Below are 26,348 nucleotides of genomic sequence, written 5' to 3' on the forward strand. Positions count from 1 at the left end.
AACCATGAGCTCCGACGTGCACGCAGCCACGCACGAGAACGTCCCCGAGAACGCCGCCGTGCACAGCGGCAACCCGGCGCACGAGACCGACCCGTCGAGCGGGATCGACCCGAACCTCCTCACCGCGTACGCGCTGTGGGCGGTGTTCCGTCGGCCGCTCGGGCCGATCCACCGCGTCGGTGACGACGCCGTCGCCGAGCTCGACGCGGCCGTCGCCCGCGCCGCCGAGCAGGGCGTGACGATCCGCGGGTTCTACGACGTCTCCGGCTTCCGGGCCGATGCGGACGTCATGATCTGGCTGCACGGCGACGACGCGCAGGCGATCCAGGCGGTGCTCCGCGACGTCCGCCGCACGGCGCTGTTCCAGGACGCCGAGCCGGTCTGGCACGCGATGGCCATGCACCGCGAGGCAGAGTTCAACAAGCGGCACACCCCGGCGTTCCTCCGCGGCAAGGACCCGGAGGCCTGGATCACGGTGTACCCGTTCGTCCGGTCCTTCGAGTGGTACCTCCTGCCCGAGGAGGAGCGCTCGAAGATGCTCCGCGACCACGGCATCGCCGGCGCGAAGTACCGCCGCGTGCTGACGAACACGATCGCGACCTTCGCCCTCAGTGACTACGAGTGGATCCTGCCGCTCGAGAGCCCCGAGCTCGTCGACCTCGTCGACCTCATGCGCGACCTGCGCTACACCGAGGCGCGCCTGCACGTGCGCGAGGAGGTCCCCTTCTTCACCGGTCGTCGGGTGACGACCGCCGAACTGCCGGAGGTGCTGTCGTGACCGACACCAGCCAGATCACCAACGGGAAGGTCCTCGCCGCGACGGCTGCCGCGGCCGACGGTCCCGAGCACGTCGAGGTCCCGACCGCGTACGACGCCATCCTGCTCGCCGGCTTCGGCGGCCCCGAGGGCCAGGACGACGTCATCCCCTTCCTCCGCAACGTCACCCGCGGGCGCGGGATCCCGGACGAGCGCCTGGAAGAAGTGGCCCACCACTACCGCCACTTCGGCGGCGTGAGCCCGATCAACGCGCAGAACCGCGCGCTCAAGGCAGCGCTCGAGGCGGAGCTCGCGGAGCGCGGCATCGACATGCCCGTGCTCTGGGGCAACCGCAACTGGGCGCCCTACCTCGAAGAAGCCTTCACCGAGGCCGCCGACAAGGGCTACACCAAGCTCATCGCCATCGCGACGAGCGCGTACTCGTCCTTCTCGAGCTGCCGGCAGTACCGCGAGGACTACGCGCGGGTGCTCACCGAGACCGGCCTGATCGACACGATCCAGGTCGACAAGATCCGCCAGTTCTTCGACCACCCGGGCTTCGTGCGCCCGTTCGTCGACGGCGTCCGCGACGGCATTGCCCGCGCGATCCGTGAGAACGAGGGCCTCGACGTGGCGACCGAGCTGCGCATCCTGTTCTCGACGCACTCGATCCCGTCCACCGACGCGGCGAAGTCCGGCCCGGACTACCGCGGGTTCGACGAGCACGGCGCGTACGAGGCGCAGCACCTGGCCGTCGGCGAGGTCGTCCTCGAGCAGGCCTGGAACGAGTTGCTCGAGCAGCCGGAGTTCGCGCACCTGCAGGGCACGTCGAAGCCCGAGTGGAAGCTCGTCTACCAGTCGCGGTCGGGCCCCCCGTCGCAGCCGTGGCTCGAGCCGGACATCAACGACTACATGAACGAGGAGCTCGAGGGCGGTCCGACCCGCGCCGTGCTCATCGTCCCGCTCGGCTTCGTGAGCGACCACATGGAGGTCATGTGGGACCTCGACGAAGAGGCCACGGAGACCGCGGGTGAGCTCGGCTTCTGGTCGCTCCGCACGCAGACGCCCGGCGTCGACCCGGCGTACGTGTCCGGGTTGATCGACCTGGTGCTCGAGCGCGTCAACGGCACCCCGAAGACCGAGCGTCCGCACCTGACCGACATCGGCCCCTGGTACGACGTGTGCCGCCCGGGCTGCTGCGAGAACGTGCGCGCCGGGTTCAAGCCCGCCGCGGCGGGGGTCGCTCCGTGACGGACGACCACAGCGCCACGGCCGACGGCGCGCCGTCCGACGGCCCGGCCCCGATCCGGCTCGGCACCCGTGCCAGCCGGCTCGCGGTCGCGCAGTCGCAGGACGTCGCCGACCGCCTGGCCAAGGCAGCGGGCCGCCCCGTCGAGCTCGTCACGGTGACGAGCGAGGGCGACACGAACCGTGCGTCGCTCGCGAGCCTCGGCGGCACCGGCGTCTTCGCGAGTGCCCTGCGTGAGGCCCTGGTCGCGGGCGAGGTCGACGTGCTCGTGCACTCGCTCAAGGACCTGCCGACGGCTCCGTACGAGGGGCTCACGATCGCGTCGGTGCCGAAGCGCGCCGACGCCCGTGACGTCCTGGTCGCGCGGAACGGCGCGACGGTGGACACCCTGCCCGAGGGCGCGAAGGTCGGCACGGGCTCGCCGCGCCGCGTCGCGCAGCTCAAGGCGAAGCGTCCCGACCTCGACGTCGTCGACATCCGCGGCAACATCGACACCCGGCTCGGCCGCGTGGACGACGACCTCGACGCCGTGGTGCTGGCCGCCGCCGGCCTCGGCCGCATCGACCGGCTGGACGCGGCGACCGAGCTGCTCGACCTCGGCTTCTGGCCGAGCGCCCCCGGCCAGGGAGCGCTCGCGGTCGAGATCCGCGCCGATGAGTCGGACAAGAACCTGCTCGCCGCGCTCCGCAAGCTCGACCACGCGCCGACGCGCCTGACGGTGACGGCCGAGCGCGAGGTCCTCGCGAAGCTCGAGGCCGGCTGCTCCGCACCGATCGGTGCGACCGCGGTCGTCGACGCCGAGCTGCTGCTCGTGTCCGCGACGGTCTACCGCCCGGACGGCTCCGAGTACCGCACGGCCTCGCACGCGGCGCACCTCGACGGCTCCGCCCAGGACCGCCTCGACGAAGCACTCGAGGTCGCCGGACGCGTCGCCGCCGAACTGCTCGAGAACGGTGCCGCCGAGCTCGCGGACCTGGCGTCCTCGGTGTCCGGTGCTCCCGCCGACGGCGACCACTCCGCCGGACCCGGTCTCGCCACCCCCGCCGCCGCCCAACCGGCGGACGACGGCTCGACCACCACCCCGCAGTCGGCGGCCGTGCCGTCGAGCAGCGAGGACTAGGCGGTCACCACGGACGACACCGCTCGCGGACGGGACGAGGAACGGCCCACGGTCGTCCTCGTCCCGCGCGGCGGTGCGTGGGGCGACACGGTCGCGGACGCCGCCCGTGCGCGCGGGCTCGTGCCCGTCGTGGTCCCGCTCATCACGGATGCACCTCCGGAGGACCCCGCGGCGCTCGATGCGGCGCTCGCCCGCCTCGTCGCCGACGCGTCCGCCCGGAGGCCCGACGCACCACCGCCGGGTCGCACCCGTCCCGACGGGGCCGGACCCGGCGCCCCCTGGCTCGCGGTGACCAGTGCGACCGCGGTGCGCGTGGTCGCGGGACGCGTGTCGCGCCTCCCGGCCGGTGTCCGCGTGGCCTGCGTCGGCGAGCCGACCGCGCGCGCGGCGCGCGAAGCGGGCTGGGCCGTCGACCTCGTCCCCGAGCACGAGTCCGCCGCCGGGCTCGCCTCGGCCCTGCCGTCGGACGCCGGGCACGTCCTGTTCCCGCGGTCGGAGATCGCCGCCCCCACGCTCGTCGACGGGTTGCGCGCCCGCGGCATCGCCGTGTCGGAGGTGGTGGCGTACCGTACCGTGGGGACGGGGGACGATCCGATCGTCCTCGACCCCCCACCGGACGCCGTGCTCGTGACGAGCGGGAGCGTCGCCCAGCAGGTCGTCCGACGGATGACCCCACTCGATCCGCGCACGCACGTCGCGTGCATCGGACCCGCCACCGCCGACGCCGCCCGTGCTGCGGGCCTGCCCGTGCACGTCGTCGCCCGCGGTCGGTCCGCCGAAGCCCTCCTCGACGCCGTCGTCGAGACCCTCCACCCGAACCCCAGAACAGGAAGGTCATCGTGACCGGACGCTTCCCCCAGGTCCGCCCCCGGCGCCTGCGCGCCACCCCCGCCATGCGACGACTCGTCGCCGAGACCCGGCTCCACCCCGCCGAGCTCGTGCTGCCGATGTTCATCCGCGAGGGTGCGACCGACGCCGTCGACATCTCGAGCATGCCGGGCGTGCAGCAGCACTCGCTCGACTCGTTCCGCCGGGCGCTGAACGAGGCCGCGGCGCAGGGCGTGGGCGGGGTCAACCTGTTCGGCGTCCCGACGTCGAAGGACCCCGAGGGCTCCGGTGCGACCGACCCGGACGGCATCCTCAACGTCGCGATCCGCATCGCGAAGGAGGAGGTCGGTGACGCGCTCGTCGTGCAGTCCGACCTGTGCCTCGACGAGTTCACCGACCACGGCCACTGCGGTGTGCTGGCGGCGGACGGGTCGGTCGACAACGACGCCACCCTCCTGCGCTACCGCGACATGGCGGTGGCCCAGGCCGAGGCGGGCGCCGAGCTCGTCTGCATGAGCGGCATGATGGACGGCCAGATCGCCGCCGCCCGGGAAGCGCTCGACACCGCCGGGCACAGCGGTACCGCACTGCTCGCGTACTCGGCCAAGTACGCGTCCGCGTTCTACGGGCCCTTCCGCGAGGCCGTGGCCTCGACGCTCGTCGGCGACCGCCGGACGTACCAGATCGACGCCGCCGACGGCCGCCAGGGCCTGCGCGAGGTCCTGCTCGACATCGAGGAGGGCGCCGACATCGTCATGGTGAAGCCCGCGATGAGCTACCTCGACGTGCTCGCCCGCACCGCCGACGTCTCCGAGGTGCCCGTGTGGGCGTACCAGATCTCCGGCGAGTACGCGATGATCACGGCAGCGGCGCAGAACGGGTGGATCGACCGTGACGCCGCCGCGATGGAGGCCCTCGTCGGCATCAAGCGTGCCGGTGCGGACGCGATCCTGACGTACTTCGCGGTCGACATCGCCCGCAAGCTCAACCAGGAGGCCGGCCTGCGCACGTCCGGCAGCACCGCGGCGGTGTCCGGCGTCGCCTCGACCGGGAAGGCCCCCGAATGACCACCGCACACACCACCGGTACCGCCCTGGTCTCCAACGACGAGCTCTTCGGCCGCGCGAAGGACAGCATCCCCGGCGGCGTGAACTCGCCCGTGCGGGCCTACGGGTCGGTCGGCGGCACCCCGCGCTTCCTGACGTCCGCCTCCGGGCCCTACGTCACCGACGCCGAGGGTCGTCAGTACGTCGACCTCGTCGCGTCGTGGGGTCCCGCGATCCTCGGGCACGCGCACCCGGGCACCGTCGAGGCCGTGCAGCAGGCAGCCGCCCGTGGCCTGTCGTTCGGGGCGTCCACCCCGGGCGAGACCGAGCTCGCCGAGCTCGTGAAGCAGCGCGTGCAGGTCGACGGCGACGGTCCGATCGAGAAGCTCCGCATGGTGTCCACCGGCACCGAGGCCACGATGACCGCCATCCGCCTGGCCCGCGGCTACACGGGGCGCGACCTCCTCGTGAAGTTCGCCGGACACTACCACGGTCACTCCGACTCGCTGCTGGCCGAGGCCGGCTCGGGCGTCGCGACCCTGGCACTGCCGGGCAGCGCGGGCATCACCGCCGAGACCGCTGCGCAGACCCTGGTGCTGCCGTACAACGACCTCGACGCCGTCCGCGCCGCGTTCGACGAGCACTCCGAGCGCATCGCCGCCGTGATCGTCGAGTCCGCCGCCGCGAACATGGGCGTGCTCGCGCCGGAGCCCGGGTTCAACCGGGCGCTCGCGGAGATCACGCGGGCGCAGGGCGCGCTGCTCATCGTCGACGAGGTCCTGACCGGTTTCCGCGTCGGCCCGGCCGGTTGGTGGGGGCTCGAGGCGTCCGGTGCCGTGCCGGAGGGCACCGGCTGGAAGCCCGACATCATCACGTTCGGCAAGGTCATCGGCGGAGGCATGCCCCTCGCCGCGCTCGGCGGTCGGCGCGAGGTCATGGACTTCCTCGCCCCGCTCGGCCCGGTCTACCAGGCGGGCACGCTGTCCGGGAACCCGCTCGCGGTCGCCGCCGGCACTGCGACGCTCCGAGCGGCGACGCCGGACGTGTACGCGCACCTCGACCGTACGGCGGCGACGATCGCGGACGCCACGAGTGCCGCGCTGTCGGCCGAGGGCGTCGCGCACACCGTGCAGCACGCCGGCAACCTGTTCTCGTTCGCCTTCACCGAGTCCGCCCCGCGGAACTACGACGACGTCCGAGCGCAGGACGTGTTCCGGTACGCGCCGTTCTTCCACAGCATGCTCGACCAGGGCGTCACCCTGCCGCCGAGCGTGTTCGAGGCGTGGTTCGTCACGGCGGCGCACGACGACGAGGCCGTCGGCCGCGTGCTCGAGGCGCTGCCCGCGGCTGCTCGCGCGGCGGCTGCCGCGACGGAGTAGGTCCGCCTCCGCGCCTCCGCGCCTCCGCAAGACGCAACGTCGGCGGTTCCTCGCAGCGGCACATCGCTGCGAGGGACCGCCGACGTTGCGTTCCGCGGGCCTCCGTCGGGCGGGAGGCTCGTGGCAGCTACGCCGCGCGGCGCGCGTGCCAGCGCCCTCCGGTCCGCTCGATGGCGAGCGGGAAGGCGAAGGCGTGCGACACCGCCTCGGACGTGATCACCCGGTCCGCCGGGCCCTGCGCCACCACGGCGCCGTCCCGCAGCAGCATCGCGTGCGAGGTCGACGCGGGCAGGTCCTCGAGGTGGTGCGTCACCATCACGCTGCCGAGGTCCGGGTGGCGCTGGCGCAGGGCGTCGACGGTCTCGAGCAGGTGTTCCCGAGCCGCGACGTCGAGCCCGGTCGCGGGTTCGTCGAGGAGCAGCAGGCGCGGCTCGCTCATGAGCGCCCGGGCGATGAGCGTCCGTCCCCGTTCGCCCTGGGACAGCACCGGCCAGCGGGCGTCGGAACGGTCGGCGAGCCCGACGTCGGCGACGTGCCGGCGCGCGGTCTCGAGCTGCTCGGGTGTCGGCTCCCACCGCAGCATGAGGTCCGTGGTGCCGGTGAGCCCGGTCAGCACCGTCTCGAGCACCGTCAAGGGTGAGAGCATCCGGTGCCGCGGGTCGACGTGCCCGATGTGCTGACGGAGCTCGCGGACGTCCACGCGCCCGAGTCGTCGACCGAGCAGCTCGACGGTGCCCGCGGTCGGGTGCCCGTTCGCGCCGAGGACGGCGAGCAGCGTCGACTTGCCGGCGCCGTTCGGCCCGAGCAGCGCCCAGTGCTCGCCGCTGCGGACGGTCAGCGACACGTCGTGCAGCAGGTCCCGCCCGGAGCGGGTCACACGGAGGGCTTCGGCGCGGAGCAGGACGTCGGTCACCCGACCAGTCTGCCCGGGCGAGTGTCCCGCCCCGTCGGTGTCAGGCGTCCGCGGTCGCGTCGGCGTCCGCGTGCGCGGTGCGCATCTCCGCCAGGTGCTCGGCCATGGCGCGCGACATGCTGCGGATCACGGCGCCGGCAGCCTCGCCGTCGCGGCCCTTCGCCGCGGCGTGGAAGGAGTCGAGGCCGTGCTTGACGTCCCAGAACACGAACTCCGGCTGGCCGATCCGCACGAACTTGGCGCGGTTGAGGATGCCCTCGGAGGTCTTCACCAGTAGCTCGTTGCCGGAGTGGGCGACGAGGAAGGCGATGAGCGCGTCGATGTCGTCGTTCAGCGAGCGGTCCTCGGCGTCGGCGTGCTTGCGGGCCTGGTCGAGGAGCTTGCCGAGCTGCTTGACGGCGGCGTCGTCGAGGTTCGGCACGGCCCACCGGGCGGCGAGCTCGGCGAAGCCGAAGAGCAGCTGGAACGCGTCGTCGTACTGCTCGCGCGTGGGCGACGCGACGCGGGTGTAGCGGTTCGCCTCCATCTCGACGAGCCCGAAGTCGACGAGCTTCGCGATGGCCTCGCGGATCGGGGTCCGACTGACGCCGAGCCACGCGACGAGCTCGTCGTCGTTGAGGCGTTCACCGGCCTGCAGCGTGCCGTCCTGGATCGCGGCGAGCATCTTCTCGAGCACGACGTCCCGCAGGAGCTTCCGGGGGGACGAATCCACCGACGACTTGGGTACCGGCATGGCTGCTCCTCACAGGTTCGGGTGTTCCGTGTGCCAAACCTAGCGTGTCAGATCGCAAGCGTTTGGGAAATCACCCGACAGGAGGATCGGCGTCAGCGCCGGACGTCGACCACCGTCCGCCCGTGCACCCGGCCGGCCACCACGTCCGCACCGACCGCGATCGCGTGCTCGAGGTCGACCGTCCGCGTCACGTCGGCGACGAGGGCCGGGTCGAGGTCGGTCGCGAGCCGGTCCCACGCCCGCTGACGGAGCGGCAGGGGTGCCTCGACCGAGTTGATGCCCAGCAGGGAGACCGCGCGGAGGATGAACGGCATGACCGACGTCGGAAGGGAGGAGTCCTGCGCCAGGCCGCACGCGGTGACCGCCCCGCCCCACTTCGTCGCGGCGAGCACGTTCGCGAGCGTGGCCCCGCCGACGCTGTCGACCGCGCCCGCCCAGGTCGCGCGCTGCAGTGGCTTGCCGAGCTCGGCGAGGGTCGAGCGGTCGACCACCTCGGACGCTCCGAGCGCCCGGAGCGACGCGGCGTTGGCGGTGCGACCGGTCGACGCCGTGACGCGGTACCCGCGCGCGGCGAGCAGGGCGATGGCGATCGTGCCGACCCCGCCCGAGGCGCCGGTCACCAGCACGGGACCGTCGTCGGGCGTCACCGTCCGCTCGAGGGCGAGCACGGACAGCATCGCGGTGAACCCGGCGGTGCCGATCGCCGCGGCGAAGGAGTCCTCGAGCGTGTCCGGCAGCACGACGAGGGAGCCGCTCGGCACGATCGCCCGCTGCGCCCAGCCGCCGTGCCGCGTCTCGCCGAGACCGGCGCCGTTGCACACCACCCGGTCACCGATCGCGACGTCGTGCACGCCGGGGCCGAGCGCCGAGACCGTCCCCACGACGTCGATGCCGGGGACGAGGGGGTCGACCCGGGCGACACCCGGGTTGCCGGCGAGGGCGAGGCCGTCCTTGTAGTTCACGCTGGAGTACGTGACGTCGACGCAGGCCTCGCCCTCGGCGGGGTCGGGCACGTCGACCTGCGTGATCGCGGCCGGGGTGGAACGGGAGACGAGGACTGCGCGCGTCATGCGTCGGACGCTACCCCGTGCCTCCCGGCCGGGCGCTCGTTCGTTCCCAGAACGGGTGCGATGCCCGGCGGAACCGGGCGTACCTGATGCGTCCGGAGGACCAGGTACGCCCGTTGCGACCAGGCACGCCCGGATCGACCGGGCGCACCCGGCGTCGCGCCCGCGCCTGCGGCACTCAGCCGAACATGATGGCGGCTTCGTCGTACCGCGCCTGCGGCACCGTCTTCAGCTCACCGAGGGCGTCCTCGAACGACACGTGCACGATCTCCGTGCCCTTGAGCGCCACCATCCGGCCCCAGCGCCCCTCGACCACGGAGTCGATCGCCGCCAGCCCGAGCCGCGTCGAGAGCACCCGGTCGTACGCGGTCGGGGTGCCGCCGCGCTGGATGTGACCGAGCGTGGTGGCGCGGGTCTCGATGCCCGTCATCTCCTCGATGAGCGGCGCCAGGCGCTCGCCGATGCCGCCCAGACGGGGCCGACCGAAGGCGTCGAGGCCCCGCTCGGTGTGCGCGTTGTCCTCGTGGTCGGGGACGAAGCCCTCGGCCACGACGACGAGCGGCGCCCGCCCCCGGTCGTACGCGGCGCGCACCCAGGCCGCGATCTGCTCCATGCTCGTCTTCTGCTCGGGGATGAGGATCGCGTGCGCACCCGCGGCCATGCCGGAGTGCAGGGCGATCCAGCCCACGTGCCGGCCCATGACCTCGGCGACCATGCAGCGCGAGTGGGACTCACCGGTGGTGCGGAGGCGGTCCATCGCCTCGGTCGCGATCGCGACGGCGGTGTCGAAGCCGAACGTGTAGTCGGTGGCGCCGAGGTCGTTGTCGACGGTCTTGGGGACGCCGACGATCTTCAGGCCGGCGTCGGTGAGGCGCTTCGCCGCGGCCAGGGTGCCCTCGCCGCCGATCGCGACGATGGCGTCGATGCCGTGCCGTTCGAGGGTCTTCGTGATGTTCTCGACGCCGCCGTTCGGCCCCTCGAAGGGGTTCGTGCGGCTCGTGCCGAGGATCGTGCCGCCCTGCTTCGCGATGCCCTGGATGTCCTTGCGGCCGAGGGGCACGATGTCCCCGTCGACGACCCCCCGCCACCCGTCGCGGAACCCGACGAACTCGTGGCCGTGGATCGCGATGCCCTTGAGCACGATGCCGCGGATGACCGCGTTGAGGCCGGGGCAGTCGCCTCCGGAGGTGAGGATGCCGATGCGCACGGAGACTCCAACGTCGTCGGGTTGCGGGGACCTCCCCATCATGTCTGACGGTGGTGTGGCATTACCATCCCCGTGTGTCCCTGCCCTCCTCCGTCGCACCCGGCCCGGCCGGTCGTCGACGGGGCGCGACCGGCCACCGGGGCGTCGCGACCGGACGACCGGCTGCTGCGTCCGGCGGGACCGCTGCGGCCGCCCGGGTGGACACCGTGTACCGGCCGGGAGGCGCGGTCGACGTCCGCGCGACCCTGCGGCCCCTGCAGCGCGGCTCCGGTGACCCCGCCTTCCAGGTGGTCGGGTCCGACACGTGGCTCGCGCTGCGCACGCCGGCCGGGGCCGCCTCGGTGCTCGTGCGTCGGGCGGGCAGCGACGCGATCGCGGTCTCCGCGTGGGGTTCCGGCGCCGCCTGGGCGGTGACCCATGCTCCCGACCTGCTCGGGCGCGGCGACGACTGGTCCGAGCTCGACGTGACCACGCATGCCTTCCTGGCCGAGGCGCGACACCGCCAGCCGGGGTTACGGCTGCTCCGGACGAACACCGTCGTGGCGATGCTCGTGCCGGCGATCATGGAGCAGAAGGTGACCTCGCGGCAGGCGTGGCGCGCGTGGCGGTACCTGCTGCGACGCTTCGGTGAGCCGGCGCCCGGCCCGGTGCCCGTGGAGATGTTCGTCCCGCCGGCCCCGGAGCAGTGGGCGCGGATCCCGAGCTGGGAGTGGCACAAGGCGGGCATCGAACCCGGGCGCTCGGCGACGGTGATGCGGGCGGTGAAGGTCGCGCCCGCGCTCGAGCGGACGCTGGCGCTCGGTCGCGGTGGCGAGGTCGTGTCGCAGCGGCTCCGGTCGGTCCCGGGGATCGGGCAGTGGACCGCGGCGGAGACGGCGCAGCGTGCGCACGGGGACCCGGACTCGCCGAGCGTCGGGGACTACCACGTGCCGGCCCTCGTCGGGTGGGCGCTGACGGGTGGCCCGGTGGACGACGACGGGATGCTCGAGCTGCTCGAGCCCTGGCGCGGGCACCGGGAACGGGTCGTGCGACTGATCGGGGGCTCGGGCTTCCGGAAGCCGGCGTTCGGGCCGCGGATGACGATCCAGGACCACCGCTGGCACTGACCCCGGACAGGCCGAGGTCGGCGACGTAGGCTCCAGGTGAGAACCGATCTCACGAAGGAGGAACCATGTCGGACCCGAACACCACCCCCGCCGCCGAGGCCGAGGAGCACCGCGTCGCCGAGCACGACGTCGCCGACCACGACCACGAGCAGGACGGCGGCGAGCACGAGACCGTCGAGCACGGCGACCACGTCGACTTCGTCCACGACGGCCACCGTCACGCCCGTCACGAGGACCACTACGACGAGCACTGAGCGTCGCTGAGGCGGCCACCTGGCGGACGGGAGGCGCGTGGCGGAGCCGCCACGTGCCTCCCGTCCGTCGCGTGCACGCCTCGCGACCCGCACATCCTCCGTCGTCGCTCGTCGACCCCCGCCTACCGTGACGCGCGGCGCGGGACCGACCCGGCCGGGGGAGGACCCGCATGACGAGCACCACGACCGACGACGACCGCGTACCGGGCGTCCCGGCGCCCATCCCGGAGGACACCGGGCGGACCGAGACCGAGCGCCGCACGAAGCGGCACGTCACCCGGGTGGCGTTCGTGGCCGCGATCGGCGGCCTGCTGTACGGCTACGACACCGGGGTGATCTCCGGCACGCTCATCGAGATCGGCAAGGAGTTCTCGATCGACGCGACGGTCAAGGAGTTCATCACCGCGTCGATCCTGGTCGGCGCGATCCTCGGCGCCTTCCTCACGGGGCCCGTGTCGGCACGCATCGGGCGGCGTCGCACGATCCTGCTCATCGCCGCCGTGTTCGGACTCGGCGTGCTGTTCGCCGCGGTGTCCCCGAGTCCGGTGTTCCTCGTGCTCAGCCGGCTCTTCCTCGGGCTCGCCGTCGGTGGTTCGACGCAGACCATCCCGACCTACATCGCGGAGATCGCGCCGGGTCCCCGCCGCGGCAGCCTGGTCACGGTCTTCAACTGCGCGATCGGCGTCGGCATCCTGTCCGCCGCCGTGGTCGGGGTCACCCTGAACGGCGTGGTGTCCTGGCGCTTCATGATCGGTGTGGCCGCGGCGCCCGCGATCGTCCTGCTGCTCGGCATGCTCAAGCTGCCGGAGAGTCCCCGCTGGTTCGTCTCGCAGGACCGCATCGGACCCGCACGTCGGGTCCTGCGGTGGTTGCGGCCCGACCAGCGTGCGGCGGAGGACGAGCTCGACGAGATCCGGGAGCTCGACGACGCCGAACCGTCCTCCGGCGCCGGCCAGTGGACGCAGCTCCGGAAGCCGTGGGTCCGTCCGGCCTTGGTCGCGGGATTGATCGTCGCCGCGTTCACGCAGCTGACCGGGCTCGAGATGATGATCTACTACACGCCGACGATCCTCACCGACGCCGGCTTCCCGCACGAGTACTCGCTCTGGGCCAACGTCGGCGTCGGCGTCGTGTACCTGGTGATGACGTTCGTCGGCTCGCGCCTGGTCGACCGCATCGGCCGCCGTCGGCTCACGCTCGTGATGCTGCCCGGAGCGGCCGTGAGCATCGGCCTGTTCGGGGTGTCGTTCTTCCTGACCGGTGGGAAGCCGTCACCGGTGCTCACGATCGCGCTCATCCTGGCCTTCATGTTCTTCCAGGCCGGGGGCATCCAGGTCGTCGGGTGGCTGGTCGGCTCGGAGATGTACCCGCTGCGCATCCGAGCCGCCGCGACGAGCCTGCACGCCATGGTGCTCTGGAGTGCGAACCTGCTCGTCACCTCCACCGCGCTCACCCTGACCGGGTGGATCGGCCTCGGCGGGACGATGCTCGTGTACGCGGCGCTCAACGTCCTCGGGTGGGTGCTGGTGTTCCTGCGCGTGCCGGAGACGAAGGGCCGGTCGCTCGAGCAGATCGAGCAGTCGCTGCGCGACGAGACCTTCCTGCCGCACCGGTCGCGTCGGGGCGTGACGAGCTGACGGACGGGAGGCGCGTGGCGGACCCGCCACGCGCCTCCCGTCCGTCTCGGTCTGCACGTTCCTACGGGTGCCGGGTGCCCTCGCCGGCCAGCACGGCGCGGTAGCCCTCGCGGAACGTCGGGTAGCGCGGCTCCCACCCGGTCGAGCGGAGCAGAGCGTTCGAGAGCCGCTTGTCGCCGCCGGCCTGGCGCCCCTCCGGCTCGGCGCTCGGCGGCTGCTCGACGCCGAGTTCGTCCGCCAGGAACGTCAGGACGTCGTCGAGCCGGACCGGTTCGTCGTCGGTGCCGAGGTACGTCGGCGCGGGGTCGTCCACGCCGGCCAGGTGGACGAGCGCGGCGGCAGCGTCGTCGCGGTGGATGCGGTTCGTGTGCGGCGAGGTGCCGGACGACAGCCGTGCCTGCCCGGAGCGGACCTGGTCGATCAGTCGCTCGCGCCCGGGTCCGTAGATGCCCGACAGCCGGACGAGCACGGCCTCGGGCGCCCGCTCGCGCAGCAGCGCCTCGGCCTCGATGAGGACACCGGCGGTGGGGGTGCTCGCCCGGGCCGGGGTGTCCTCCGTCACTTCGCTGCCGTCCTCGACGTCGTACACCGCGGTCGAGGACACGACGATGACCCGCGGCGAGGCGCCGGACGCGTCGATGCCGTCGAGGACGTTCCGCAGGCCGTCGACGTAGGTCGCGCGGTACTCGTCGACGTCACGGGACCCGGCGGCGAAGGCCACCACGACCACGCCCGTGTCCGGGTCGATGGTGGGGACCTCGCGTCGGAGGTCGATGCTCCGACCGGTGATCGGGGGCGGGACCAGCTCGGCGCGACGACGGAGTCCGGTCACCGGGTGGCCGAGCGCCGCGAAGCGCAGGGCCGCCTCGGTGCCGAGGTCGCCGCATCCGGCGATGACGACGGGGGAGTGGTGCTGCATGCTCCGAGCTTGTCAGGTGCTGGTCGGAGCGGCCCGAGCGGGTGCCCGGGCCGCGGCGGTCAGACCTGCTCGTTGTCGGGCGACTCGGGCTCGCCGCCGGAGTCGACGTCGCTGTCCTGCTGCGGGTCCTCGGTCGCGTTGCCGGTCGACGAGCCGTCGGGCAGGTCCTCGGTGCGCTGGAACTCGCTCTCCGGGGCGTCCGTGGAGCCGTCGGTCGGGCTGTTCTGGTTCTGCTGGTCACTCATGGTGTGGACGCTACGCGGTTCCGCCTCCGTGACGTTCCGGCCGGTCGCGTCCCCCGCCGTTCCGGGGTCCCGCTGCTCTGGCGGCCACGGACACCTCGATGCGGGAGCCCCTCGTCCCCCGGGTTTGTCACAGAACGGTAACGACACCGAACTCGTCCAAACCCTTCGGCGGAGGGTGTCGAATCCCTTGCATCAACCGGGAAACACCCGGAGCGCTCACCAGCCGCAGGTAGCTGGTTCTCCACCCCTGTACGGGGTGTGTTCGGCGCGCACACAGGGAATCGCGCCGAGCGCGACAACGGAAGGAACCCATCATGCGCAAGTCCATGAAGACCTCGATCACCCTCGCCACCACCGGCGCCCTCGTCCTGGGTGGTGCCGCGTTCGGCATCAGCTCCGCGAACGCTGCGACCCCGAACGTGCAGACGGTGTCGTCGTCGTCGGAGTCGAAGATCCCCGCCCCGGTCGCTTCGGTCCCCGAGGTCAAGGGTGGCAACACCGCCGTCGCGCTCGACAAGGGCTTCACCGACGCCCTGACCTCCCTGGGCCTGACCCCGGGTGTGTCCGGCAACGCCAAGCTCGAGGACGGTTCGGTGTCGTTCCCGATCACCGCCGGCTCGGTCACGTACTGGAGCCCGGACGGCGACTACCGCCCCTACGTGCAGGGCCTGCTGAACCACGACGACTCGGGTCTGACCCTGAAGGCCGGTGACACCACGGTGACGCTGGAGAACTTCGTCGTGAACCCGGGCTCGTCCAAGCTCTACGGTGACGTCCTGGTCAACGGTGAGGTCGCCGCGTCGAACGCGTACCTGTTCGAGCTCTGGGGTGGCACGCTCAAGCCGCTCCAGCTCGAGGGTGACAACGCGGTCCTGACCGGCACCACCGTCCACATCAGCCAGGACGCAGCCGACCTGCTGAACAAGACCTTCAGCACGGACGCCGTCAAGCGCGGCATGCTCGTCGGCACCGCCACCATCACCGCCCAGATCAAGTAACACCCCCACAACGCGAAGGCGCCGCCCCCTCACCACGGGGACGGCGCCTTCCGCGCGTCCACGGGTGAACGATCCGGCCCCCTGTCTCGTCGTCAGGGCATGGGACTCCGCACACGCACGAAGGTCATCATCGGCATCGCCACCGGTGTCGTCGTCATCGGCGCCGCCGCCGTCATCGCCGGCCCGGTCATCTACGCGAACACGGTCAACGGCCAGGCCGCCGCCGCCCCCTCGCTGGCCGCCGCCCCGTCCGGTTCCGGTGGGACGCTCGACGCCCAGCAGGCCGACGGCACCTGGACGAGCACGAGCAGTTCGTACGCCGGGTACCGCGTGCACGAGGTCCTGCAGGGGAATGATGTGAACGTGGTCGGTCGGACGAAGGACGTGGAAGGTACGGCGACCGTCGACGGCGGTTCGCTCACGAAGGCGACCGTCACGGTGCAGGTCGCGTCCATCACCACACCCGAGTCCGCGCGCGACGAGTACTTCCGGACGAAGGCCCTGCAGACCGACCGGTACCCGACGGCGACGTTCGCGCTCACCGAGCCCGTCGACGTCTCCGCGGCCCTCGACGGCAGCACGCAGGACGTCACGCTCACGGGCACCATGGACCTGCACGGCGTCCAGAAGCCCGTCACGGCCGACGCGCAGGTCGCGGTGACCGAGGACGGCGGCGTCCAGGTCGTCGGCTCGGTCCCGATCACCTTCGCCGACTACGGGGTCGAGGCTCCCTCGCTCGGCTTCGTCACCGTGGACGGGAAGGGCTCCGTCGAGTTCTCCCTCGACCTGGCGAAGTGACCGTGACGAGCCGTTCCGCCGACGAGCTGCTGGCGACGCTGTACCGCGAGCACGGCGACGCGCTCACCCGGTACGTCCGGCACCTGACGCGGGACGGCTCGACCGTCGAGGACGTCGTGCAGGAGACCATGGTCCGCGCCTGGCAGCGTCCCGCGGTGCTCGAACGGGCTCCGGACAGCGCACGGGCGTGGCTGTTCACGGTCGCGCGCAACCTGGTCGTCGACGACGCCCGGTCCGCCCGCAACCGCCGAGAGCACGGGTCCGAACACCCCGTGGACCGCGCCGAGGCCGACCGCACCGACGCCGTGCTCGACCGGATCGTCGTCGCGGACGCGCTCGCATCACTCAGTCCGGAGCACCGCCGCGTGGTGGTGGACGCCTACTGGCTCGGCCACACCGTGCCGGAGATCGCACGACGACACGACATCCCCGAGGGCACCGCGAAGTCGCGGTTGCACTACGGACTGCGGGCCCTCCGGCTCGCACTGCAGGAACGAGGAGTGACCCGATGAGCGTGGACCCGACCGCGCACGACCGGTACGCCGAGTGGGACGCCGCGTACGTCCTCGGCTCGTTGCCGCCCGACGAACGGCTCGAGTACGAGCGGCACCTCGAGACGTGCGCACGCTGCACGGCGGCGGTGGCCGAGCTCGTCGGTCTGCCCGGCCTGCTCGCGAAGCTCCCCGCCGACCAGGCGATCGAGATCGCGGAACCGGACGGGAGGCCCGACACGCGTTCCGAGAGCTCGCTCGCCTCGGTCGCGCACCGCGTCCGGCACCGTCGGCGTCGGCGTCGTGCATGGGTCGCCGTGACCGCGGGCCTGGCGGTCGTCGCCGCCGTGCTCGGCGGGCTCGCCGTCGGCACGGCCGGTGACCGCGCTGGCACCGTGCAGGCCGGTGGCGCGCCGACGACGTCCGCACCGACGACCTCCGACGCAGGCGACCGCTACACGATGACCGGGTCGCAGGGCCTCGACGTCGACCTGGCCGTGAGCGGCGAGCAGTGGGGCACGCGCTTCGACTGGGGGTGCTCCTACGGCGGCAAGGAGTGGTCGGCGGACGGCTCGGTCATGTACGACCTCGTGGTGGTCCGGACCGACGGCACCGTGCAGACCGTCGCGTCGTGGTCGGCCGCCGGGGCCGAGGCCCGCGGGCTGTCGGCGTCGACGGACATCCCCCGCGGCGACATCGCCGCGGTGCAGGTCCGACTGCGGGGCGAGCAGGGCTCCCTCGCCAGTGCGGACCTCTGACGCCCGGCCGCCGACACGGCCCGATGGTGCCGGACGCCCGGGATGATGGACGGGTGAACACCGCTGGGCAGGTCCGGGACGCCGTCGTGCACGAGGTCGAGCGGTCGGGGTTCCGTGCGCACGGCCTCCACGTCCTGGTCGGCGACGACACGGCGGAGCACCACTGGTCCCCGGACGTGCGGCGCGACGTGCACTCGGTCGCCAAGGGCGTCGTCGTCCTGGCCGTGGGGATCGCCGAGCACGACGGGGTGCTCTCGCTCGACGAGCCGGTCGGCACGCTGCTGCCCGACGTCACGCTCGGACCGGGCGTGCCGGCCGTGACCCTCCGCCACCTGCTCACGATGACGAGTGGCATCGACATGCCGTGGTCGCCGACCGAGACGACGGACTGGCCGGACCTGGCACGGGAGTTCCTCGGTCGCCCGACCGTCGGCAGGTCCTTCCGGTACGCGAACGCGAGCACGTACACCGCAGCACGAGCCCTGGCCGCGCGGGTCGGTGACGTCGGCGCGTACGTGCAGGACCGCCTGTTCACGCCGCTCGGCATCACGGACGTCGTCTGGGACCGCTGTCCGCTCGGGTACGTCGTCGCCGGCGCCGGTCTGTGGCTCCGCACCGCCGAGGTCGCGCGGATCGGCCGCCTGCTGCGGGACCGCGGGGACGTTGACGGCCGTCAGCTCGTCCCCGCGGGGCTCGTCGACGCGATGCACGGCGACCCGGTGGTGGCGGGGTCGTCCCCCGCGTACGACCGCTACGCCCTGGCCGGGTGGGGCGGACCCGGGCGGCTCTGGCGCCTGCACGGGGCGTACGGGCAGCTCGTGCTCCTCGATCCCGTCGCCGACGCGGTGGTGACGATCACCGCCGACGACCACGAGCGTGCCGATGCGACCGCGGCGGCGGTCGCTCGGGTGCTGGCCGACCTCGAGCCGGTCGCCCGCACGGTCACCTGACCGGGGCCGTCGGTCACTCCTCGGGAACGGCCGGGCCGAGCGCGTCGAGGACGCGGTGCGAGACGGACCGCAGGGCGTCGGCGTCGGCCCCCACGGGCCTCCAGAACAGCTGCTCGAGTGCCGCGGTGTGGGCGCGGATGCCGGCGAGCACCGCGCGCCGTCCGTCGGCGGTCATCGTCACCCAGCTGCCGCGGCCGTCGGTCGGGCAGTCGGCCCGCGCGACGAGTCCGCGGGCGACCATGCGGGTGACCTGGTGGCTGACACGCGACTTCTCCCAACCGATGCCCGCTGCGACGTCACGGACGCGCAACCGGTGGTCCGGGTCGCGGTGCAGGCCGATCAGGATCTCGAACTCCGGGATCGAGATGCCCGCCCCCTCCTGCACGGCGTGGTCGAGCGCCCGGTCGAGTCGACGCCAGACGTCGTGGAACGCGTCCCACGTCGCCCAGTCGTGCCCGTCGCCGCCCTGCTCCGCCATGCCCGCCAGCGTAACCAGCAGGTGGTGTCCGGAGCACCGGGATCATCCGCTCGGCTGACTCCACGGCGGCACACGGCGCGCTCAGAGGTCACGTCGGGGGGCCGGAATACGATCAGTCCATGCCGACCCCGCACCTCCGAGACTGCACCGACGACGCGGTCGGACTGGCGCAGGGGTGGATCGACGCCGCCCGCGGGGCGAAGGTCGAGCCGGCGGCGGCACGCCTGGCACAACTGCTCGCGGACCGGCGCGGGGCCGACTTCGCGCGGGAGTTCGTCGACGTCGTCGTCCGACCCGAGGACCCGCGGGTCGTCGCCAGGAACCTCGAGCGGGCGAGCCGTGCGGTGCCGGACGACCTCGCCTGGTACCTCCGTGGCGCGGTCACGGTCGGCGGCGGTTTCGCGACCATGGCGCCGTGGGCGGTCGTGCCGTCGGCACGGAAGGTGCTCCGGCGTCTTGCGGGGCACCTCGTCGTGGACGCCACCCCGGCACGGACACCGGCCGCACTCGCGAAGGTCGGCGGACCGGACACCCGGCTCGACGTCCACCTGCTCGGTCCCGCCGTGCTCGGTCCGGCCGGCCGCGACCGGCGCCTCGCCGCGATCGACGAGCTGCTGCGCCAGGACGTGGCGGCCGTCACCGTCGACCTCGACGCGGTCCTGCCGCCGACGTCGCGCTGGGACCTCGACGCCGCCGTGGCCGACGCGGTGGAGCACCTCGCCCCGCTCTTCCGCACCGCGGCCGGGCGCCCGAACCCGCCCGTGGTCACCCTGCAGTCCGGCCGGTCCGGTGACCTCGAGCGCACGGTCGCCGTGCTCCGTGCCCTGCTCGACGACGACGGCACCGCGGCGCTGACGGCGGGGGTCACGCTGCCCGCGGAGCTGCCGGAGTCGCTCGACGTCCTCGACGATCTGACCGCCTGGGCGCAGGACCGCCGGGCGGCCGGCCGGGCACCCGTCCGTGTCCGCATCACCAAGGGGACGCTCCTCGCCACCGAGCGGATCGAGGCCGTGCTGCACAGCCGACCGCTCGCCGTCAGCGCGGACCGGCTGACGACCGACACCGCCTTCCTCCGGCTCCTCGACACGGCGCTCGACCCGGAGCGGACGGACGCCGTGCACGTCGGGGTCGCCACGCACGACGTCTTCGCCCTCGCCACCGCGCACGTCCTCGCCGAACGGCGCGGGGTGACGGACGCCGTCGAGCCCGAGCTGCTGCTCGGCACCACGCGGTACGCGGACGCCCTCCGCCGGGCGTTCGGTCGGGTCGTCGTGGGCGTGCCGCTCGTCCGGCCGGACGAGTTCGACGCCGCCGTGCCGTTCCTCGCCGGTCGTCTGCGCGACATCGCCGACCCGCAGAGCGCCGTCGCGACGACCACCGCCGTCGACGACCCGGGGGTCGCGGAGCGCGCGGCCGCCGCGCACGTCGACGCCGTCGCGGCCCTCGTCCGACCGGCACCCACCTCGACGCGGACGCAGGACCGACGGCGGCCACCGGGCGACCCGGTGCTGCCCGGACGCTCCGGGAACACGACCGACACCGACCCGTCGACCCCCGGCAACCGTGCCTGGGCCGCCGAGGTGCTCGGTCGCGTCCCCGGCTCGCAACGCGGTGTGCGGACGATCCGCGGCGCGCGGATCACCGACCGGGGGCGCCTCGAGCGCCTGGTCGCGCGGACCGCGCAGGCCGGCGTGAACTGGGGTCGGCAGGACCCGGACGACCGCGCCGAGCTCTTCGACCTCATCGCCCACGCGCTCGAGACCCACCGCGGTGCCCTCGTCGAGACCATGGTCGCCGAGATCGGTTCCACCCTGACCGAGGCCGACGGCGAGGTCAGCCGCGCGGTCGACACCGCCGCGCACGCCGCCGACCGCGCACGGCACCTCGAGGACATCGCCGGTGCGGTCCCGGTCCCGCCACGGCTCACCGTCGTCGTGCCGTCGTGGAGCGCACCGCTCGTCGACGCCGCGGACGGGGTGCTCACGGCGCTCGCCGCGGGCAGCGGCGTCGTGCTGCACCCCGCCACGGCAGCACGCCGCACGGTCGCGGTGTTCGCCGACGTGCTGTGGGACGCCGGGGTGCCGCACTCGCTGCTGCAGCTCGTCGACCTCGACGGCAGCGACCTCGCGCGTGACCTGGTGGCGCACCCGGCGGTCGACCGGGTCGTGCTGACCGGGGCGCCGGAGACCGCCCGCTCGTTCCGGTGGTGGCGGGCCGACCTGCCGCTCGTCGCGGAGCTCTCCGGTGTCGTCACCGCCGTGGTCACCCCGGCGGCGGACCTCGACCAGGCCGTGCAGGACGTCGTCGCGTCCGCCTTCGCCCGCGCCGGGCAGGCCGCGGCGTCGGTGTCGCTCCTGGTGCTCGTCGGGTCCGTCGGCGAGAGCGCACGCTTCCGCGAGCAGCTCACCGACGCCGTCCGCGGGCTGCGCACCGCGTGGCCGACCGACCCCACCGCACAGGTCGGGCCGCTCGTCGCCGAACCGACCAACGCCGTGCGCACCGCGCTGACCGAGCTGCGGCCGGGGGAGTCGTGGCTCGTCGAACCCGTCGCGCTCGACGACAGCGGTCGACTCTGGTCGCCCGGTGTGCGCGAGGGGGTCCGGCCCACCGCCGACCTCGCACGGACGGCCGTGCCGGCCCCCGTGCTGGACGTCGTCCGCGTCGAGACCCTCGACGAGGCGATCGCGTTGCAGCACGCAGCGGACGGCGGGTCGGTCGCCGCCCTCCACACCCTCGACCCCGACGAGGTCGCGACCTGGTCCGACCGCACCCGGGCAGGGCTGCTCGTCGTGAACCGCCCGACCACCGGTGCCCGCCCCGGACGGCAGCCCGTCGGTGGGTGGCGGGGGACCGCCGTGGGGCCCACCGTCCACCGCGGCGGCCCGCTGACCGTCGTCGGTGCCGACCGCTGGGACCCCGTGCAGCGCCGACCGCACCGCAGCGTCCAGCTCCAGGGACTCGGCAACCGGGTCACCGCGGTCATCGAAGCGGCGCGCGCGGGCCTGTCCTTCGAGGAGTTCGACCACGTCCGTGCCGGTGCCGAGAGCGACGCCGCCGCGCGTGCGTCGCTGTACGGACGATCGCGGGACACCGCGGACCTGGTCGTCGAGCGCAACGTCATCCGGTTCCGACCGCAGTCGGTGGTCGTCCGGCAGTCCTCCGGGGTCGGCGCCGGCGAGCTCGTCCGCGTGCTCGTGGCGGCGACCGCGGCCCGAGCGCACGTGCTCCTCAGCACCGCGCGGCCGCTGCCCGCCGAGCTCCTGCCGCTGTTCTCCTCGGCGCGCTCACCGCTCGACGTGGTGGACCAGGTGGTCGAGGACGACGCGGCCTTCCTGGCGCGCGCGGCGTCGGGCGCCCTGCTGCAGGACGACTGGTCGGACGGCGTGGAGCGCGAGCTCGACCCCATCGACCTGGTGCTCGCGCAGGGGGCGGAGCCACGGCGGCACACGGACTTCGGCGGTCCGGGTTCCCGGATCCGGCTGCTCGGTGGCGACCCGCGCGCGCTCGAGGCCGCCCTGGGTGCCGGCACCGAGACGACCATCCACGACGACCCCGTGGTGGAGTCCGGCATCGTCGAGATGCTGCACTTCCTCCGCGAGCAGACCGTCTCGGTCACCGCGCACCGGCACGGGGACGTCTCGGCCGCGTTCAGCCGACTGCGGCTCTGAGCGATCGACGTGCCCGGCGGCGTAGCGTCCCGGTCATGAACGCACGAGCGAACGACGACGAGGTCCAGACCGCCCCGGTGATGGACGGTGCCACCGAGGCGACCAACGAGGAGAAGCTGTCCGGCCTGGTCGAGCAGGTCGAGCACGACCACGGCGCCGAGGGTGCCGGGGCGATGGCCGACCACCTGCGCGACCGGATGGACGAGACGGGTGTCGAGGAGGAGCAGCCGAACGACCAGGTCGAGTAGCCGACCGCCGCGGTCATCGTCGGCCGGTGCGACCCCGCCCCGTGCCGACGAGGCCGACCTCGAGCGCCGTCAGGACCACCGCGACCACGAGCTGTCGCACGGCGAACCCGCGCGTCCGACGGTCGAGGGCGATGAGCGGCACCATCGAGATGCCGTGCGTGGCGTCGACGGCCGCGCCGAGGACGTGTGCCTCCGGCGAACCCGCACGGGTGAGCACCCCGGCCTGCAGGAGCTGTCGGACCCCGAGCACGCGGCCGAACACGGCCACCCGCCCCGTCGACCCGCGCGAGGCGAGCAGGTGCGCGACCCCGACACCGGCCCGGAGCCCCTCGACCCACCGCGCGCGGTGCCGGCGGTCCTGCCGGCTGCGGCGGCTCACCGGCGCTTCCCCGCTGCGAGGGCGAGCGCACCGGCGGCGCCGAGTGCTGCACCGATGATGCCGTTGCCCAGTCGTCGGTGCTCGACCCACCAGGTCTGGGGCGACCAGGCGTGCGCCGAGTCGTCGAAGACGCCGTGCGCCCCGTGGTCGCCGGGCACCGGCTCGTAGAGGTTGGTCGGCAGGGACTCGCCGTCCTTCTGCTCCGCCTGCTGGCCGCTCACCAGCGTCTTCGCCGCGTACCAGTCGGCGAACCGGCCGCTGATCCGGTTGCCGAGGATCGTGTACACCGTCGACTCGCCGACCCACGTGCGGCGGCGGGGCCGTTCGGCGGTGGCGGCGATCGCGCGGGCGCCGACCTCGGGCTGGTAGATCGGCGCGACGGGCTGCGGGTGGTGCGGCAGGAGCGACTTCACCCAGTTGAACTGGATCGTGTTGAGCGCCGGCATGTCCACGCGGCTCACGGCGACCTTGCTCCCCTGCGCGGTGAGCTCGGAGACGACCGACTCGGTGAAGCCGACGATGGCGTGCTTGGCGCTGCAGTAGGCGGCCTGCAGCGGGATGCCCCGGAAACCGAGGGCCGATCCGACCTGGATCACGTGCCCGCGGTCGCGGGGGACCATGCGTGCGAGCGCCGCGCGGGTGCCGTGCACGAAGCCGAGGAAGTTGACGTCGAGGCCTCGCTCGAAGTCCTCCGGCTCGGTGTCCATGAACCGGCCGAAGACCCCGACCATCACGCAGTTCACCCAGAGGTCGATCGGGCCGAGCTCCTGCTCGACGCGGTCGGCGGCGGACTCCACCGCCTGGCGGTCGGCCACGTCGGCGACCAGGGGGAGCCCGCGACGACCCGCGGCCTCGACCTCGGCGACCGCGGCGTCGACCCCGTCCCGGCCCCGGGCGAGGACGGCGACGTCCCACCCCCGTGCCGCGAGCTCGCGGACGGTCGCCCGCCCCAGCCCTGCCGAACCACCGGTCACCACTGCCACGCGCGTCATGCTGTCCGTTGTACGCGGGTGCGCGTTCGTGCCGGTCCAGTCGCTGTCCCCCGACCGCGCAACGGAGCAGGTCATGATGGCTCGGTGGAGTGGGACGATGACGACACGGCCGAGGAGGCACCGCCCGGCTGGGTGCTGAGCACGCCGACCCGGTACCGGGAGATCTGGGGCCTCCCGGCGCTCGCGCTGGTCCTGGCTGCGGTCGCAGTCGCGGTCGGGGCGGCGTTCGGCGATGCACTCGCCTCGGCGACCGGTGCGGTCACCGGTGCGCTCGGGATCGCGAGCGCAGTCCTGCACTTCGTCTCGGCGCGGCGGGCGTACCTGGAGCAGACGTGGGGCGCGTCCTGGGACCTGCACCGTGTGCGCGTGGCGGTCGGGGTCACCGCCGGAGCAGCGGTGATGGTCGCGAGCATCGTCGTCGGGCTCCCGCTCGCAGCGTCGATCGGCGTCATCGCCGGCTTCTCGCAGATCAACCGTTACGCCCGGTCGATCCCACGGTTCGACCTGTCGGCCGTCGCATGGGCGTTCCTCGCCGTGGTTGCGAGCTGTGCCGTCCTCGTCGTGCTGGGACTCGTGCTGCCGACGGGGCCCGTCCTCCCGGGCTGGCGGGCCACGGTCTGGGTCGTTGGCGGGACCGCCGGTGCGCTCTTCGCGGCCGTGCTCTCCCTGGTGCACGTTCGACGCGCGGCCCGGGCTCCGCGGTACTGACACGGCGGCTGTGCGCCGCCGCCCGAGGGAACGCTCCCAGCGCCGTCAGTCGGACGGCCGCCGCCGCGCCGTCGCCAGGTGCGAGCGCACGTGCAGCAGCACCGGCTCCTCGTCCGGCGCCTGCGGGAGGGCCCCGAGCCCGAACGACTCGACGACGTCCGGGCCGAACAGCACGCACACCGAGGACCCGCCGAACTGGAAGTACCCGAGTTCGTCGCCCTTGCCGATCCGTGCACCGGGCTCGATCCCGTCGCCGATCACGCACGACGACACGTCCGACATCCCGATGAAGACCACCGCGATCGTGCCGATCGTGGGGTCGTCGGCGTCGATGAGCACGATCGCCCGGGTCGCGACGTGCGCCAGGTACCCCTGCGACAGCGTCGGCTCGGCGGCCTCGGACCCCTGTGACGAGGCCTCGGAGTAGTAGGTCCCCGGCTCGACCCAGGCGCGCAGCACGGTCCCGCTCACCGGGCTGTGCCAGCGGTGGTAGTCGAGGGCGCTGAGGAACGCCTGCCACACGGTGCCGTCGACGAACAGGTCTGCGGCCTCGTCGCCGGCGAGCAGCTCCTCGACCGAGTACGGCTCGGCCTTCGCCCAGAACTCGTCGAGGCGGTGGGCCCGGCTGGCGATCCGGTACGGGGTCGCCTCGCAGGGACTCACCACGACGGCGCCGTCGTCGGGCGAGGCGACCGGGCGCTCGCCGTCCTTGAACCGTCGGGTGAAGAAGTCGTTCCACGACCCGAAGCCCCAGTGCTCGTCGTCCGGGTCGTGCTCGAACTGGTCCATGCCGACGGCCCGGCGCGCGGCCTCGCTCCGCCAGCCGGAGGGCGCATCGACCAGGACCTCGAGGGACTTGTCGCTCGACAGGAAGTCGCACCACCCCTGCAGGATCGAACGGAGTGCGTCGTTCACCCGCGGGTCGCGGTAGAAGGCGAAGCCTGCGGGTGTGGCCTTGGTCCAGTCGAGCACCCCGTCGAGCGGGGTCATCACCATCTGCTCGTCGCTGTACTCGGGCGCGGTCGTGATGACCTCGTCGACGAGTTCGAGCAGTTCCGCGAACGACTCGAGGTGCCGGTCCTCGTAGCGCCGACCGACGGGGACCTGGTCGATCATCTGGTGCGCGTGCATGCGCAGGACGGGGTCGCCCTCGACGAGGTCGCGGAACGCGGAGACCGCGGGGTGCAGGGCCCGGTCGGGGTCGCGCTCCTGGTGGCGCTCGCGGCGGCCGCGGAGCCACGCCTCGAGCCCGCTCTGGTCCTGCGGGAGCCATCCCGCGCGGCGTCGGACGTCCTGCTGCTGCGCTCCACCGGTCACGCGGTGGACGCTACCCACCGGTCGCCGACACGGTCCCAGGAGCCGACACCGTGCCTCCCGGCCGGCGCAGCCGACGGACCGAACGACCGGACCCGGGCAGCCGA

At 73.4% G+C, this 26,348-nt stretch carries 27 protein-coding genes; 17 read left to right on the forward strand and 10 right to left on the reverse strand.

Going from position 1 to position 26,348, the window contains the following annotated elements:
* Positions 1-4: 4 nt before the first annotated feature.
* The 6 genes from hemQ to hemL all read left to right on the forward strand — a co-directional run bounded on the left by hemQ (position 5) and on the right by hemL (position 6,378).
* Positions 5-778, forward strand: coding sequence for a hydrogen peroxide-dependent heme synthase (gene hemQ / locus DEJ22_RS00410; protein ID WP_258379712.1), 774 nt, complete (start codon positions 5-7; stop codon positions 776-778).
* The gene (locus DEJ22_RS00415) at positions 775-2,007 is read left to right on the forward strand and encodes a ferrochelatase (protein ID WP_111228069.1); all 1,233 of its coding nucleotides are present in this window, start codon (positions 775-777) and stop codon (positions 2,005-2,007) included. Before hemQ ends, DEJ22_RS00415 begins: the two co-directional genes overlap by 4 nt.
* On the forward strand, positions 2,004-3,125 hold the full coding sequence (hemC, locus tag DEJ22_RS00420; protein WP_258379711.1) for a hydroxymethylbilane synthase: 1,122 nt from the start codon (positions 2,004-2,006) through the stop codon (positions 3,123-3,125). The genes DEJ22_RS00415 and hemC overlap by 4 nt, the downstream gene beginning before the upstream one ends.
* Positions 3,126-3,245: 120 nt before the next feature.
* The gene (locus DEJ22_RS00425; protein ID WP_111228068.1) at positions 3,246-3,968 is read left to right on the forward strand and encodes a uroporphyrinogen-III synthase; all 723 of its coding nucleotides are present in this window, start codon (positions 3,246-3,248) and stop codon (positions 3,966-3,968) included.
* Positions 3,965-5,020, forward strand: coding sequence for a porphobilinogen synthase (hemB, locus tag DEJ22_RS00430; protein ID WP_258379710.1), 1,056 nt, complete (start codon positions 3,965-3,967; stop codon positions 5,018-5,020). Before DEJ22_RS00425 ends, hemB begins: the two co-directional genes overlap by 4 nt.
* Positions 5,017-6,378, forward strand: a complete 1,362-nt coding sequence (hemL, locus tag DEJ22_RS00435) for a glutamate-1-semialdehyde 2,1-aminomutase (protein WP_111228067.1) — start codon at positions 5,017-5,019, stop codon at positions 6,376-6,378. The genes hemB and hemL overlap by 4 nt, the downstream gene beginning before the upstream one ends.
* A 127-nt stretch (positions 6,379-6,505) precedes the next feature.
* Here the strand turns inward: hemL and DEJ22_RS00440 are convergent, their stop codons facing one another.
* From DEJ22_RS00440 to DEJ22_RS00455, 4 genes are all read right to left on the reverse strand, one after another.
* A complete protein-coding gene (locus DEJ22_RS00440) occupies positions 6,506-7,291 on the reverse strand; it encodes an ABC transporter ATP-binding protein (RefSeq protein WP_111228066.1) in 786 nt (261 codons plus the stop codon).
* 40 nt (positions 7,292-7,331) lie between these two features.
* Positions 7,332-8,024, reverse strand: coding sequence for a GntR family transcriptional regulator (locus DEJ22_RS00445; protein WP_111228065.1), 693 nt, complete (start codon positions 8,022-8,024; stop codon positions 7,332-7,334).
* Between the two features lie 92 nt (positions 8,025-8,116).
* A complete protein-coding gene (locus tag DEJ22_RS00450) occupies positions 8,117-9,094 on the reverse strand; it encodes an MDR family oxidoreductase (protein WP_111228064.1) in 978 nt (325 codons plus the stop codon).
* A 175-nt stretch (positions 9,095-9,269) separates the two neighbouring features.
* Entirely contained in the window at positions 9,270-10,298 is a 1,029-nt protein-coding gene (locus DEJ22_RS00455) for a 6-phosphofructokinase (protein WP_111228063.1), read from the reverse strand.
* Between the two features lie 197 nt (positions 10,299-10,495).
* On the opposite strand from DEJ22_RS00455, the gene DEJ22_RS00460 reads away from it, so the two are divergent.
* From DEJ22_RS00460 to DEJ22_RS00470, 3 genes are all read left to right on the forward strand, one after another.
* The gene (locus tag DEJ22_RS00460; protein WP_111228177.1) at positions 10,496-11,404 is read left to right on the forward strand and encodes a DNA-3-methyladenine glycosylase family protein; all 909 of its coding nucleotides are present in this window, start codon (positions 10,496-10,498) and stop codon (positions 11,402-11,404) included.
* A 65-nt stretch (positions 11,405-11,469) separates the two neighbouring features.
* Positions 11,470-11,658: a hypothetical protein gene (locus tag DEJ22_RS00465; protein ID WP_058750533.1), complete on the forward strand. Its 189-nt coding sequence runs from the start codon at positions 11,470-11,472 to the stop codon at positions 11,656-11,658.
* 170 nt (positions 11,659-11,828) lie between these two features.
* Positions 11,829-13,295: a sugar porter family MFS transporter gene (locus DEJ22_RS00470; RefSeq protein ID WP_111228062.1), complete on the forward strand. Its 1,467-nt coding sequence runs from the start codon at positions 11,829-11,831 to the stop codon at positions 13,293-13,295.
* A 61-nt stretch (positions 13,296-13,356) separates the two neighbouring features.
* Here the strand turns inward: DEJ22_RS00470 and DEJ22_RS00475 are convergent, their stop codons facing one another.
* Positions 13,357-14,214, reverse strand: coding sequence for an NAD-dependent epimerase/dehydratase family protein (locus tag DEJ22_RS00475; protein WP_111228061.1), 858 nt, complete (start codon positions 14,212-14,214; stop codon positions 13,357-13,359).
* Positions 14,215-14,273: 59 nt separating this feature from the next.
* The gene (locus DEJ22_RS00480) at positions 14,274-14,459 is read right to left on the reverse strand and encodes a hypothetical protein (protein WP_111228060.1); all 186 of its coding nucleotides are present in this window, start codon (positions 14,457-14,459) and stop codon (positions 14,274-14,276) included.
* A gap of 314 nt (positions 14,460-14,773) precedes the next feature.
* Here DEJ22_RS00480 and DEJ22_RS00485 point away from each other — a divergent pair, with 314 nt between their 5' ends.
* The 5 genes from DEJ22_RS00485 (at position 14,774) to DEJ22_RS00505 (ending at position 18,454) form a co-directional block, all read left to right on the forward strand.
* The gene (locus DEJ22_RS00485; protein WP_111228560.1) at positions 14,774-15,457 is read left to right on the forward strand and encodes an ABC transporter substrate-binding protein; all 684 of its coding nucleotides are present in this window, start codon (positions 14,774-14,776) and stop codon (positions 15,455-15,457) included.
* Positions 15,458-15,556: 99 nt separating this feature from the next.
* Complete coding sequence (locus tag DEJ22_RS00490; protein ID WP_111227919.1) at positions 15,557-16,255, forward strand: YceI family protein; 699 nt, start codon at positions 15,557-15,559, stop codon at positions 16,253-16,255.
* The gene (locus DEJ22_RS00495) at positions 16,252-16,767 is read left to right on the forward strand and encodes a sigma-70 family RNA polymerase sigma factor (RefSeq protein ID WP_111227920.1); all 516 of its coding nucleotides are present in this window, start codon (positions 16,252-16,254) and stop codon (positions 16,765-16,767) included. The genes DEJ22_RS00490 and DEJ22_RS00495 overlap by 4 nt, the downstream gene beginning before the upstream one ends.
* A complete protein-coding gene (locus DEJ22_RS00500) occupies positions 16,764-17,504 on the forward strand; it encodes an anti-sigma factor (protein WP_111227921.1) in 741 nt (246 codons plus the stop codon). Before DEJ22_RS00495 ends, DEJ22_RS00500 begins: the two co-directional genes overlap by 4 nt.
* Positions 17,505-17,557: 53 nt before the next feature.
* Positions 17,558-18,454 (forward strand): serine hydrolase domain-containing protein, encoded by an 897-nt coding sequence (locus DEJ22_RS00505; protein ID WP_258379691.1) that lies wholly within the window; start codon positions 17,558-17,560, stop codon positions 18,452-18,454.
* A 13-nt stretch (positions 18,455-18,467) separates the two neighbouring features.
* Here the strand turns inward: DEJ22_RS00505 and DEJ22_RS00510 are convergent, their stop codons facing one another.
* Complete coding sequence (locus DEJ22_RS00510; RefSeq protein WP_111227923.1) at positions 18,468-18,932, reverse strand: MarR family winged helix-turn-helix transcriptional regulator; 465 nt, start codon at positions 18,930-18,932, stop codon at positions 18,468-18,470.
* 119 nt (positions 18,933-19,051) lie between these two features.
* Here DEJ22_RS00510 and DEJ22_RS00515 point away from each other — a divergent pair, with 119 nt between their 5' ends.
* Together DEJ22_RS00515 and DEJ22_RS00520 are read left to right on the forward strand one after the other, a co-directional pair.
* Positions 19,052-22,600, forward strand: coding sequence for a proline dehydrogenase family protein (locus DEJ22_RS00515; RefSeq protein WP_111227924.1), 3,549 nt, complete (start codon positions 19,052-19,054; stop codon positions 22,598-22,600).
* Between the two features lie 35 nt (positions 22,601-22,635).
* Complete coding sequence (locus tag DEJ22_RS00520; RefSeq protein ID WP_111227925.1) at positions 22,636-22,848, forward strand: hypothetical protein; 213 nt, start codon at positions 22,636-22,638, stop codon at positions 22,846-22,848.
* Positions 22,849-22,861: 13 nt separating this feature from the next.
* Here DEJ22_RS00520 and DEJ22_RS00525 read toward each other — a convergent pair whose 3' ends face one another.
* Together DEJ22_RS00525 and DEJ22_RS00530 are read right to left on the reverse strand one after the other, a co-directional pair.
* Positions 22,862-23,227 carry a hypothetical protein gene (locus DEJ22_RS00525; protein WP_111227926.1) on the reverse strand — a complete coding sequence of 122 codons (366 nt, stop codon included), beginning with the start codon at positions 23,225-23,227 and terminating at the stop codon, positions 22,862-22,864.
* On the reverse strand, positions 23,224-24,219 hold the full coding sequence (locus tag DEJ22_RS00530) for an SDR family oxidoreductase (protein ID WP_111227927.1): 996 nt from the start codon (positions 24,217-24,219) through the stop codon (positions 23,224-23,226). The genes DEJ22_RS00525 and DEJ22_RS00530 overlap by 4 nt, the downstream gene beginning before the upstream one ends.
* An 84-nt stretch (positions 24,220-24,303) precedes the next feature.
* On the opposite strand from DEJ22_RS00530, the gene DEJ22_RS00535 reads away from it, so the two are divergent.
* Entirely contained in the window at positions 24,304-24,927 is a 624-nt protein-coding gene (locus DEJ22_RS00535; RefSeq protein ID WP_111227928.1) for a hypothetical protein, read from the forward strand.
* 45 nt (positions 24,928-24,972) lie between these two features.
* Here DEJ22_RS00535 and DEJ22_RS00540 read toward each other — a convergent pair whose 3' ends face one another.
* Positions 24,973-26,244, reverse strand: a complete 1,272-nt coding sequence (locus tag DEJ22_RS00540; protein ID WP_181430950.1) for a phosphatidylserine decarboxylase family protein — start codon at positions 26,242-26,244, stop codon at positions 24,973-24,975.
* Positions 26,245-26,348: the final 104 nt, after the last annotated feature.

The sequence above is a fragment of the Curtobacterium sp. MCSS17_007 genome (assembly GCF_003234175.2).
In the GTDB taxonomy this organism is placed as follows: Bacteria; Actinomycetota; Actinomycetes; order Actinomycetales; family Microbacteriaceae; genus Curtobacterium.

Bases quoted from the DNA above. Each gene is read 5' to 3' on its own strand.
- DEJ22_RS00475 (WP_111228061.1), bottom strand. From the start codon at position 14,214: ATGCAGCACCACTCCCCCGTCGTCATCGCCGGATGCGGCGACCTCGGC.
- DEJ22_RS00485 (WP_111228560.1), top strand. From the start codon at position 14,774: ATGCGCAAGTCCATGAAGACCTCGATCACCCTCGCCACCACCGGCGCC.
- hemQ (WP_258379712.1), top strand. From the start codon at position 5: ATGAGCTCCGACGTGCACGCAGCCACGCACGAGAACGTCCCCGAGAAC.
- DEJ22_RS00500 (WP_111227921.1), top strand. From the start codon at position 16,764: ATGAGCGTGGACCCGACCGCGCACGACCGGTACGCCGAGTGGGACGCC.
- DEJ22_RS00470 (WP_111228062.1), top strand. From the start codon at position 11,829: ATGACGAGCACCACGACCGACGACGACCGCGTACCGGGCGTCCCGGCG.
- DEJ22_RS00445 (WP_111228065.1), bottom strand. From the start codon at position 8,024: ATGCCGGTACCCAAGTCGTCGGTGGATTCGTCCCCCCGGAAGCTCCTG.
- DEJ22_RS00530 (WP_111227927.1), bottom strand. From the start codon at position 24,219: ATGACGCGCGTGGCAGTGGTGACCGGTGGTTCGGCAGGGCTGGGGCGG.
- DEJ22_RS00520 (WP_111227925.1), top strand. From the start codon at position 22,636: ATGAACGCACGAGCGAACGACGACGAGGTCCAGACCGCCCCGGTGATG.
- DEJ22_RS00480 (WP_111228060.1), bottom strand. From the start codon at position 14,459: ATGAGTGACCAGCAGAACCAGAACAGCCCGACCGACGGCTCCACGGAC.
- DEJ22_RS00515 (WP_111227924.1), top strand. From the start codon at position 19,052: ATGCCGACCCCGCACCTCCGAGACTGCACCGACGACGCGGTCGGACTG.
- DEJ22_RS00450 (WP_111228064.1), bottom strand. From the start codon at position 9,094: ATGACGCGCGCAGTCCTCGTCTCCCGTTCCACCCCGGCCGCGATCACG.
- DEJ22_RS00510 (WP_111227923.1), bottom strand. From the start codon at position 18,932: ATGGCGGAGCAGGGCGGCGACGGGCACGACTGGGCGACGTGGGACGCG.
- hemL (WP_111228067.1), top strand. From the start codon at position 5,017: ATGACCACCGCACACACCACCGGTACCGCCCTGGTCTCCAACGACGAG.
- DEJ22_RS00465 (WP_058750533.1), top strand. From the start codon at position 11,470: ATGTCGGACCCGAACACCACCCCCGCCGCCGAGGCCGAGGAGCACCGC.
- DEJ22_RS00490 (WP_111227919.1), top strand. From the start codon at position 15,557: ATGGGACTCCGCACACGCACGAAGGTCATCATCGGCATCGCCACCGGT.